This is a genomic window from Streptomyces sp. NPDC086766, from assembly GCF_044746005.1.
GTDB lineage: Bacteria > Actinomycetota > Actinomycetes > Streptomycetales > Streptomycetaceae > Streptomyces.
Map to the genome: position 1 here is coordinate 1 of NZ_JBIVBI010000047.1, position 8,967 is coordinate 8,967.

Here is an 8,967-nt window from a genome sequence, read left to right on the forward strand (position 1 = left end):
CCCACGAGCACGAAACCAACTACTACGCTCAATACCAGCCCCAACCGGCTGCTGGAGTCAACGCATAGAGCCTCCATCGATCCCGGAGCGGTTCACGATGCTGAACGGCGTCGGCATGGGTCTGTCCGTGAGTCCGTTTCGCACCTAGTCGCTGATGAACGTGCCAACGGCGTCGCAGCGGCCGCACAGACCGGTCAGCGCCGCAGACCGGGTTCGAAGCGGTCGCTGAGGGGAGAAGGGCTGTCCGCGATTGTCAGTGGTCGTTCATAGCATCACGCCATGCCTGATGCCTTCACCGTCCTGTGGACTCAAGACACGTGCCGTGCCCTGCGCGAGGCGGGCCGTGTGGGAGAGCGGCCGCCGGTCGCTTTCAGCGGTATTCACACCTCCCTGCCTGCCTGGGCGGGTGCCCAGGCAGGGGACGAGGTGTACGCACTGCATGTCAACCGGCGCGTCGTGTACGTGGTGAGCCGCATGCGGGTCATCGACAGGGAGCGGCGCGACTGCTGCGGGACGGCCCCCGCGACATGGCAGGACCCGGCGTTCGCCGGGCACGGCGACTGGTCGATGCTCGGTGCCGGCGGCTGCGGTGCCACGGCGGTGCACGTGGAGGCGACACCCGTACGCTTCGACGTGCCGATCCACGGCGATATCCTGGCGAGGCTCACCTGGCGCAACCGCCGAGGCCGGACACGCGGCCTGAAGTACGTGGTGGACGGGCGCCTGGAGCACTCGGTCAGCCTCCAGGGCTTCTACCGCCTGACCAGCGACTCCGCACAGGAACTGGCGCAGGTCGTCGACCACGCCGTCACCTGAAGCCGGTTGGTGAGGCCCGGGACATGGGCGGCATCTGGGCCTGACGACGAACGCCTTGGTCAGGGCGCTCCGTCGCCCGCAGTCCTTCCCGTGACCGGTTCTCCCGCTCGTGTCTCGCTGTCCGTCCGGTGTCGATGTGTCCGGCTCGGCCCTCCGCTTCCTGTCCGCCCGCCAACGAGTGTGCCGGCGCGCTACGTTCGCGGGATGCAGCAGCCTCCGGAACAGGTTCCCGCCCTCCTCGACGGCCCGACCGTCAACGTCTGCGATGTCCACGAACTTCTCCTCGGCTACCTGGAGTGGTACCGCGAAGCCCTGATGCGAAAGCTCGCCGGACTGTCCGACGACCAGCTCCGCACACCTGTTGAGCCGCTCGGCTGGGCACCCCTGGGGCTGGTCCAGCACCTCGGCTGGGTCGAACGCCGATGGATGCGATGGGGTTTCGCCGCAGAGGACGTCGTCGCCTATCCGCCCGGCGAAGACGCAGCCGAGTGGACTGTCGCCGCGGGCACCTCCACCGCAGAGGTCATGGCCGCCTACCAGGCCGAGGTGACCGCCACGAACTCCTTGGTCGGAGCTGCCACGTTGAGCGACAGAGCCCGCCTGGGGGGCCGCTTCAAGACACCCGACCAGGCCCCCTCCCTCGGACGGATCCTGTTTCATCTGCTCCAGGAGTACGCCCGCCACGTCGGTCAACTCGACGTCGCCCGTGAACTCATCGACGGCGAGACCGGCGAGTGATCCACCCACCGGACACCGCCGCCCCGTCGCGGGACAGTGCCCGCCAGGGAGGCCCGGGCCGATCCGGACCACTCGACACGTCCGGGAACAGCTGTGCATCGCATGCCGTGGACGTTGTCACGGCGCTGCCACTGGACCGCCGAACCGTGCTGGCCGGCTGTCGCCGCGCGCCTGAACCGGCGCGGGAAACGGCAGAGTGGCCGTGTGGCCGTCGTGGCCGACGATCGTCCACGGACGCATCAGATCAGAGGATGGACGTGGACATGGAATATGCGGGGTACATGCTCTACCTGGACGGATCTGATCCCATTCGCGTCGAATCACTCAACGATTGACCTGGCACGTCGTCTCCAGCATCACGCAGCCAAGGAAATGATCCGAGCCGCACAACTCATTTATAATTGTTGACTATTGCTCGCTGAACCTGTGAAGCGGGTCAAGCTGTGAGCAGGCGGAGGCCGAGATCTGCCGCGTCGAGGTCGGCGAGGTCGCTGTTGCGCTCGGCCCACCGGCCGGAGTCGAGGTCGTCGCTGAGGCTTCGCACCGCCCGCTGCTCGGCCTCCGGCCCGACCCTCGTCCACACCGACATCGCACGGCGCACGTGATCCTCCAGATACGCCCGCGGCCGGCGCCAGTACGCCTCGAACAGACCGTCAGCACAGTCCCACGGGATGGGCACCGGCTCAGCGCGGGCGCCGATCGCATCGGCCATCCCAGCCAGCGAGGGAAACTCCGCGAGGAGGGCGGCGAACTCGGGCAGGTAGTCGCGGGTAAGCCAGAACCGGTCCTGCCATCCGGACTCGTCGGTGTCGAACGTGAGCACCACCACGCGGCGGGCTACGCGTCGCATCTCGCGCAGCCCCGCTATGGGGTCCCCCCAGTGGTGAACCGTGGAGACGGCCATCGCGACGTCGAAGGACTGGTCCTCGAACGGCAGGCTCTCCGCGACGGCGGCCACGCACGGCGCGGAGCCGGCAGGCCGCTGCCCCCGCATGACCGCCGATGGCTCCACCGCGGTCACATCGCGATCAGCAGGCTCGTAAGAGCCGGTGCCGGCACCGACATTCAGCACCCGCTGCGCGTCGCCGAGCGCGTCCCAGATCTGCGCGGCGATCCGCGGCTCGGTACACCGTGTCGCGGAGTAGGCGCCGCCGATCGCGTCGTACAGCCGTGCACCGAGCATCTCCAGTTGCTCCTCCGGTGTCACCATCAGTCCCTTCGCCCGTGCCTCAAGTTCCCTGTCAATGGCCGCCACCATGGCGTCAGCGCGATCACGCCGCTCCAGGAGCAGCCCGCGCAGTCGGCGCAGATGCGCGACCGCGTCGGTGGACGGGTCGCCGACCAGTTCCGCAACCTCCCGCAGCCCGAAGCCCAACCGCCGGTAGGCCAGCACCTCCCGCAGTCGCTCCACGTCGCCCGCGGAATAGGCCCGGTACCCGGCCGCGGTCCGCGCCGACGGCCGAACGAGTCCGATCGCGTCATAGTGATGCAGCGTGCGGACGCTCACGCCGGCCAGATCGGCCACGCGTCCCACGGTCCAGTGATCCTCCACGGCACCGACTATCCAGGCTGACGTGACGTGAGGGTCAAGAGCCTGACTCACGGCAGCAAGAGCCGAACGCGAAACAGTGGCGCCCGAGGCAACTCCTAAAAGCCAGAGTGACGGTCTGGTTCAGGGAAGCCTGGAACCGGACGGAGCGGCCCCGCAGCGCCCGAACGAAAGTCACTGCCATTGATCACGATGCCCGCCCCAGACGACTCCCGAAGTCGCTCCGAAATGACTTCCTCGTGTCGGCGGTCCAGGGTGAGGCCGGCGCGAGAGCGGCTTTCTGACGGGTCTGCTGATCGGTTGCGGGGTGGCGCTCGTGTCGCCCCCGTGGCCATGCTGACCACCGCCCTGCGCTCGGACAGCAGCGACTCCGCGACCGAGGAGACCGTGCCGCACAAGGCGGCGACCGGCGCCTGAGCAGGATCAGCGCCGGTCACCTGCGGACGGAGCGGGCAGGCCGACGGTCGCCGGCGGCAGGAAGAAGCCGACGAGGGGACCCATGCACACGGCGATGAGCACAGTCCCCACCCCGACGGCCCCTCCCAGCAGCCAGCCGGCGCCGGCAACCGCGACTTCGATCCCGGTGCGAACCACGGCGACAGGGAGGCGAGTGATCCGTACCAGCCCGGTCATGATCCCGTCGCGTGGGCCCGATCCGAACTGCGCACCGAGGTAGAGCGCGTCGAAGAACGCCAACGCGACCAGGCCGAGCACGAGGTAACCGGCCTGCAGAGGCGTCCCCTGCGGGACGGGGAGCACGTCCGCCGTGGCATCCGCGGCGAATCCGACCAGGGCGACGTTGAGCAGCGTGCCGAGTCCGGGCAGCTCCCGCATGGGGATCCACGCGAGGAGCACGAGGACGGCGATCAGGTTCGTCGCCCAACCGAAGGAGATGCCGAGCGTGTTGGCGGTCCCTTCGGTGAGCACGTTCCAGCTCGCCGCGCCGAGCCCGGACTCGACCAGCATCATCACAGCGGCCCCGTAACCCACCAGGCCCACCAGGAGCTGGAGTATCCGGCGGGTCTTCCGGCCCGCCCGGAGTTGGTCGGACGCGTTCATGCGCAGCAGCACCGGCCGGTCGTGACGCGAAGGGAAGGAGCGGCGCTCAGGCCGAGCAATAGGTGTCATGGGGCCACTCTGCGAACCATCTGGACGTCAATTCCATAGCCAGATGGGCTACGTTGGTCCCGTGAGGGTCAGTTCGCACGCGGTGGCCGGCATGGTTGGGAGCTGGCGGGAGGGCCCGGGGCCGGCGCACCAGTGCCTCTCCGACCGGCTGCGGCTGCTGATCCTGGACGGACGCCTCTGCCTGGGAGCGGCTCTGCCGAGCGAGCGGGATCTGGCCACCGCGCTCGGCACCAGCAGAACCACCGTCGGCACCGCTTACCGCACCCTGGTCGAGCACGGGTACCTCGCCACCCGGGCGCGTGCCAGGGCCACCGTACGGTTGCCTGACGACACCTCACCCGAACGCCGAGCCAGTGCGCTCCCGGAGACCATCGACCTGTCCGTCGCCGCGCCGGCGGCACCGGTCGAGATCCTCCATGTCGCGTTCGCGACCACTCTGGAGCAGCTGCCACGGCACTTCGAGCGGCACGGCTACGACGGCTACGGCACCGCGGAACTACGCGAAGCGGTCGCCCACTGGTACCGACGGCGAGGGCTACCCACTTCGCCCGACCACATCCTGATCACCCATGGCGCCCAGCACGCGCTGGCCCTGCTGGCGCGCACCCTCCTGTCGCCGCGCGACAAGGTGCTGATCGACCATCCGACCTACCCGCACGCCATCAGGACGTTCCTGGACGTACGGGCCCGGCCGCTGCCCGTGGCCCTGACGCCGTCCGGCTGGGACACCGCACAACTCCACGCGGCGGCGCGCGCCGCGCATCTCGCCTATCTGATACCCGATTTCCACAACCCGACGGGGATGTGCATGCCGACGAGCATGCGCCGCAGCCTCAGACCCGCCTGCCTCACGGTCATCGACGAAACCATGACCGACCTGGACCTGGACGGGGCCGACGCGGAACCCTTCGCGCTCCACATGCCCACCGCCGTCAGTGTCGGCTCGGTCTCCAAGAGCATCTGGGGCGGCCTGCGCATCGGCTGGATCCGTGCGGCCCCCTCCCTCCTGGAACGCGTCGAACAGGTCCGTCCCGCCACGGACCTAGGCACCTCAGTGGTCGAACAGCTTGCCACCGCAGTACTGCTGAATGCCCATCAGACACTCCGGCCGACGGCACTCGACCGATTGCGGCGACAGCGCCACGCGCTGGGGCAGGCACTCGCCGAGTACCTGCCCCACGTCAACGCGCCGCAGCCGGCCGGCGGAATGACGATGTGGGTCACGTTCCCCGACCCCATCAGCTCACGGCTGGCAGCCGTCGCCCCCGACCACGGAGTGACGATCACGGCCGGACCACGATTCGGGATCGGCGGCGCGTTCGAGCGCCACATCCGCCTGCCCTACACGCTGTCCCCGGACCAGCTCACCCGGGCGATCCGCAGACTCGCGCAGGCTGAACGCGCGCTCAAAGAGGGCGCCACGGGAACGCACACCCCCGCACCCGTCGCATGAGCGTCAGCGCGGGAACCGTCATGAAGGAGACGCCCGCGCATGAACACGCCACCCTCGCCCCACGGAGCGGGTCGAACCGACCGATCGCCCGTGCGGATCGGCGCTCTCGTCCCGCTGACCTCTCCCGGTTGGGTCGAGGCAGGCCGACACCTGCTCGCCGGACTGGAACTGGCCGTTCGCGACGTCAACGAAGCCGGTGGGACAGCCGGAAGACCCATTGAACTGGTGGTGCGGGACACTGCGGCCGATCCCGAAAGGGCCGCCGCGGCGGTGAACGAACTGGCCCGCCTGGGCGTGGCCGCCCTGGCGGGCACGTACCACAGCGTCGTCGCACGCGCCGCCGCCGCCAGGGCCGACGCCCTGGGCCTGCCGTTCCTCTGCTCGTCGGCGGTTCTCGACTCACTCACCGACCAGCCGACGCAGTGGGTCGCGCGCCTCGCCCCCGCGCAGTCCCACGGCTGGCGGGCCTACACCGACTTTCTCCTCGGCGCGGGCCACAGCCACATCGCCGTAGCGGCCCAGCCGAGCGTGTACTGGGCGTCCGGGACACGCATCCTGCGCGACCACCTGGCCCCACACGGCGGCAGCGTCACCGAACTCGACATGCGCGCGCTCACCCCCGCGGCGCTGTGCGACGAACTCGCCCACAGTCGCGCGACGGCCCTCCTGCTGCTGGTCGGCCACCCGGAACCTGCCGTGCCGATCGTCAGGTCCGTCCGCCATGACCAGCGCCTGGCCGACATCCTGATCGGTGCTCCGGCCGGGCAACCGGAGTTCGCCGCATGGGCGACGCTGCTGGGCGACGACGGCGCCGCGATCCCGTTCCTGCGCTACCTGCCCGAGCGGCTCACCCCGCTGGGGGCGCGGGTCGAGACGACCCTCCGCGAGCGGTCGGCCCCGCAAGCGCCCTCCTTCGTCGCTTTCGAGGGCTACGACACGATCACCGTCCTCGCCGAAGTACTGCGTACCAGCGGCGCGGACCGGGCACGAACCGCCGCGTCCTGGCCGCGCGTCGAAGTCGAAGGCACCCGCGGGCAGATCCGGTTCTCCCGGACACCCGGCGTCAGCCTCTGGCAGTGGGCGTGGACGCCCGTCCAGGTCGTCGATCGGGACCCGGCGGCCCCCGATCGTTTCAGGATCCTCCATGCCCGACCAGGCGGGCTGTGAGACGACTCTTGGCCGCAGGCCACTCCGGCGCGAGTATCGAGAAGTAGACCGTGTCCCGCCAGGTACCGTCCGGACGTCGGCGGTGGCGGCGCAGTACGCCCTCGCGGCGCGCCCCGAGACGCTCGATCGCCGCCTGGGAGCGGTGGTTGAGATGGTCGGTCTTCAACTGCACGCGTCCCATGCCCAGGTCCTCGAAGGCGTGGGTGAGGAGAAGCAGCTTCGCCTCGGTATTGACGGCACTGCGCCAGTAGGCGCGCCCGTACCACGTCCAGCCGATCTCCAACCCTTCGTTGGACACGTCGATGTCCATGTACGTGGTCCAGCCGATGGCCTGACCGGTGCCACGGTGGACGACCGCGAAGGGTACGTACACGCCGCGTTCGGCGGCCCGCAGCAACGCAGCCAGCTTGCCGGTCAGTTCCTCCTGAGTCCGCGGTGCCAGCCCGCCCTGCCACCGCCACACCTCCTCGTCTCCACCCCCCGCCGCGAACAACTGACCGGCGTGCGCGGCCGCCAGGGGTTCCAGCCGTACGTGGCGGCCGGTGAGCGTGGTGGGTTGTGGCGACTGAGCGGGCATGGAGGGAAAGTATCGAGATCACGCGCCGGCAACAACCGGTCCCGGGCAGGGGCGGCGAGTAGGAACCGGTGCCCGGGCGGCGTCCAGTTGATCGGGCGGTGGTCCGGACGGGCGGTGAAGAGATGGGCCGGTTCGGAAGGGCACAACGGGGCGCGTGGGCGGCCCGCGGCGCGGCGGCCTGGTGTGTGCTGTTCGCGTCGGCGCACGTCTACTGGGCGCCGGACGGCACCGTGGCGGCCGCCCTGGCCACCACACAGCTGTGGGGCCGCGCGCGCCGCGGTGGGCGGCGCACGCCGTGCTGTGGACGGGGTGCGCCGTCCTGCTGCTCAGAGCGCTGCCCACCGCAGGGCAGGACGTGCTGCTCGCACTGCGGTACTGCATCCTGCTCGCCCGCTGAACTGGTCCCTCGTGCACTGGCGGCTGGCCCTCATGCTCGCCGTGGCAAGTCTCGAAAGCCGTACACGATCGCGCGATCCCCTGCTGGTTCCGGGGGGATGCCGCATCCGGCACCGGCTCACAGATCGATGCGGCACTCGCTGTCGCCCCGCCTGAGGACGACGTGGGCCGGCCGGAACGGCAGACCGCGTAGCGTCGGTTCCATCACCTCGAAGAGGGCTCCGGCGTCCGGCCCGTAGGCGTACAGCCCGGCCTCGCCCGCCCCGAACTCGTTGCCGTCGAACTCCCCGACACCGGTCTCGTCGATGGCCGCCGCCAGCGCCTGCCCGGCGTCGTAGACCTGCGCTCGCTGGTCCGCGTCGCCGAAACCGCCGTCGGAAAGCCGGAAGCGGGCGAGGACGGTCTGCTCCTCATCCCCGTTGTCAGGGGCAGTGGATGTCTCCATGCCGGGCACACTCTCATGCGACTGTGACATCACCCGGGGATCCATCGGAGCAGTGCGTCATCCCGCCGGCTGCCCCGCAGCCGGCGGGTGGCAGAGCGACCGCGGCGAACATCAGCGCCTGTCCGACGGGGCCGCCTAGCTGAGAGCGCTCGTTCTCGAGACGCCTGCCAAGGTCGCGGTACCCGGCCCGCCGCAGCACGGCATCGCGCGCCAGCGCGGCAACCGCGATGCCCCTATGCGCCCCACATTGGTCTGCAGGACCCGCGTCAGCTCGGGTATTGGCGCGGGAAGCGCCTGCTCATCATCCGCTGGCTTGGCCGCACGAGAGCATCACATCGCCGATGGTCGTCTATCAGGGCATGGGGCGTGCCGCCAGCCGGGCGGGGACGGTAAGACCCCCGTCGGCCCCCCGGGCGTGGCGCCCGGGGGCTGTCCGCAGTGCGCCGCGCGGCAGAAGTGGCTCGGCGAGGCGGTGTCCAGGCGGACAGGGGGACCTCGGCTTCGGGCGGGAATGGCCTTTTGCTCGATATTGGGGGGGTGACCTACTCCAATGCGTCAACCGTGGAAGGTACCTCGGTTCCGGTTCGGGCGTGACCGGCTCGCGCTAGTGACCTGAGTCGGAGATTCGTCGGCAGTAGGCGGCGACTTTGTCGAGGATCTCGTCGGCGGTCTTCGTCCAGACGAAGGGTCTGGGGTTG

Annotated in this window: 9 protein-coding genes; 5 read left to right on the forward strand and 4 right to left on the reverse strand. The window is 69.9% G+C overall.

What is annotated here, in order from left to right:
- Positions 1–426: 426 nt before the first annotated feature.
- On the forward strand, positions 427–816 hold the full coding sequence (locus tag ACIPM1_RS33490) for a hypothetical protein (RefSeq protein WP_402441098.1): 390 nt from the start codon (positions 427–429) through the stop codon (positions 814–816).
- A 204-nt stretch (positions 817–1,020) separates the two neighbouring features.
- The gene (locus tag ACIPM1_RS33495; protein ID WP_402441099.1) at positions 1,021–1,554 is read left to right on the forward strand and encodes a DinB family protein; all 534 of its coding nucleotides are present in this window, start codon (positions 1,021–1,023) and stop codon (positions 1,552–1,554) included.
- Between the two features lie 436 nt (positions 1,555–1,990).
- Here the strand turns inward: ACIPM1_RS33495 and ACIPM1_RS33500 are convergent, their stop codons facing one another.
- Together ACIPM1_RS33500 and ACIPM1_RS33505 are read right to left on the reverse strand one after the other, a co-directional pair.
- Complete coding sequence (locus ACIPM1_RS33500; RefSeq protein ID WP_402441113.1) at positions 1,991–3,088, reverse strand: MerR family DNA-binding transcriptional regulator; 1,098 nt, start codon at positions 3,086–3,088, stop codon at positions 1,991–1,993.
- A 438-nt stretch (positions 3,089–3,526) separates the two neighbouring features.
- Positions 3,527–4,231, reverse strand: coding sequence for a YitT family protein (locus ACIPM1_RS33505; RefSeq protein WP_402441101.1), 705 nt, complete (start codon positions 4,229–4,231; stop codon positions 3,527–3,529).
- Between the two features lie 61 nt (positions 4,232–4,292).
- Here ACIPM1_RS33505 and ACIPM1_RS33510 point away from each other — a divergent pair, with 61 nt between their 5' ends.
- Both ACIPM1_RS33510 and ACIPM1_RS33515 read left to right on the forward strand, forming a co-directional pair.
- A complete protein-coding gene (locus tag ACIPM1_RS33510; protein ID WP_402441103.1) occupies positions 4,293–5,684 on the forward strand; it encodes a PLP-dependent aminotransferase family protein in 1,392 nt (463 codons plus the stop codon).
- A gap of 39 nt (positions 5,685–5,723) precedes the next feature.
- Entirely contained in the window at positions 5,724–6,851 is a 1,128-nt protein-coding gene (locus tag ACIPM1_RS33515; RefSeq protein ID WP_402441105.1) for an ABC transporter substrate-binding protein, read from the forward strand.
- Here the strand turns inward: ACIPM1_RS33515 and ACIPM1_RS33520 are convergent.
- Positions 6,817–7,428: a GNAT family N-acetyltransferase gene (locus ACIPM1_RS33520; protein ID WP_402441107.1), complete on the reverse strand. Its 612-nt coding sequence runs from the start codon at positions 7,426–7,428 to the stop codon at positions 6,817–6,819. The genes ACIPM1_RS33515 and ACIPM1_RS33520 overlap by 35 nt on opposite strands.
- A 259-nt stretch (positions 7,429–7,687) precedes the next feature.
- Here ACIPM1_RS33520 and ACIPM1_RS33525 point away from each other — a divergent pair, with 259 nt between their 5' ends.
- Positions 7,688–7,825 carry a hypothetical protein gene (locus ACIPM1_RS33525; RefSeq protein WP_402441109.1) on the forward strand — a complete coding sequence of 46 codons (138 nt, stop codon included), beginning with the start codon at positions 7,688–7,690 and terminating at the stop codon, positions 7,823–7,825.
- A gap of 117 nt (positions 7,826–7,942) precedes the next feature.
- Here the strand turns inward: ACIPM1_RS33525 and ACIPM1_RS33530 are convergent, their stop codons facing one another.
- Entirely contained in the window at positions 7,943–8,269 is a 327-nt protein-coding gene (locus ACIPM1_RS33530; protein ID WP_402441111.1) for a hypothetical protein, read from the reverse strand.
- Positions 8,270–8,967 lie beyond the last annotated feature (698 nt).

What these genes read in the sequence shown, in the direction of transcription:
- ACIPM1_RS33495 (WP_402441099.1), top strand. Translation starts at nt 1,021, where the DNA reads ATGCAGCAGCCTCCGGAACAGGTTCCCGCCCTCCTCGACGGCCCGACC.
- ACIPM1_RS33505 (WP_402441101.1), bottom strand. Translation starts at nt 4,231, where the DNA reads ATGACACCTATTGCTCGGCCTGAGCGCCGCTCCTTCCCTTCGCGTCAC.
- ACIPM1_RS33515 (WP_402441105.1), top strand. Translation starts at nt 5,724, where the DNA reads ATGAACACGCCACCCTCGCCCCACGGAGCGGGTCGAACCGACCGATCG.
- ACIPM1_RS33520 (WP_402441107.1), bottom strand. Translation starts at nt 7,428, where the DNA reads ATGCCCGCTCAGTCGCCACAACCCACCACGCTCACCGGCCGCCACGTA.
- ACIPM1_RS33530 (WP_402441111.1), bottom strand. Translation starts at nt 8,269, where the DNA reads ATGGAGACATCCACTGCCCCTGACAACGGGGATGAGGAGCAGACCGTC.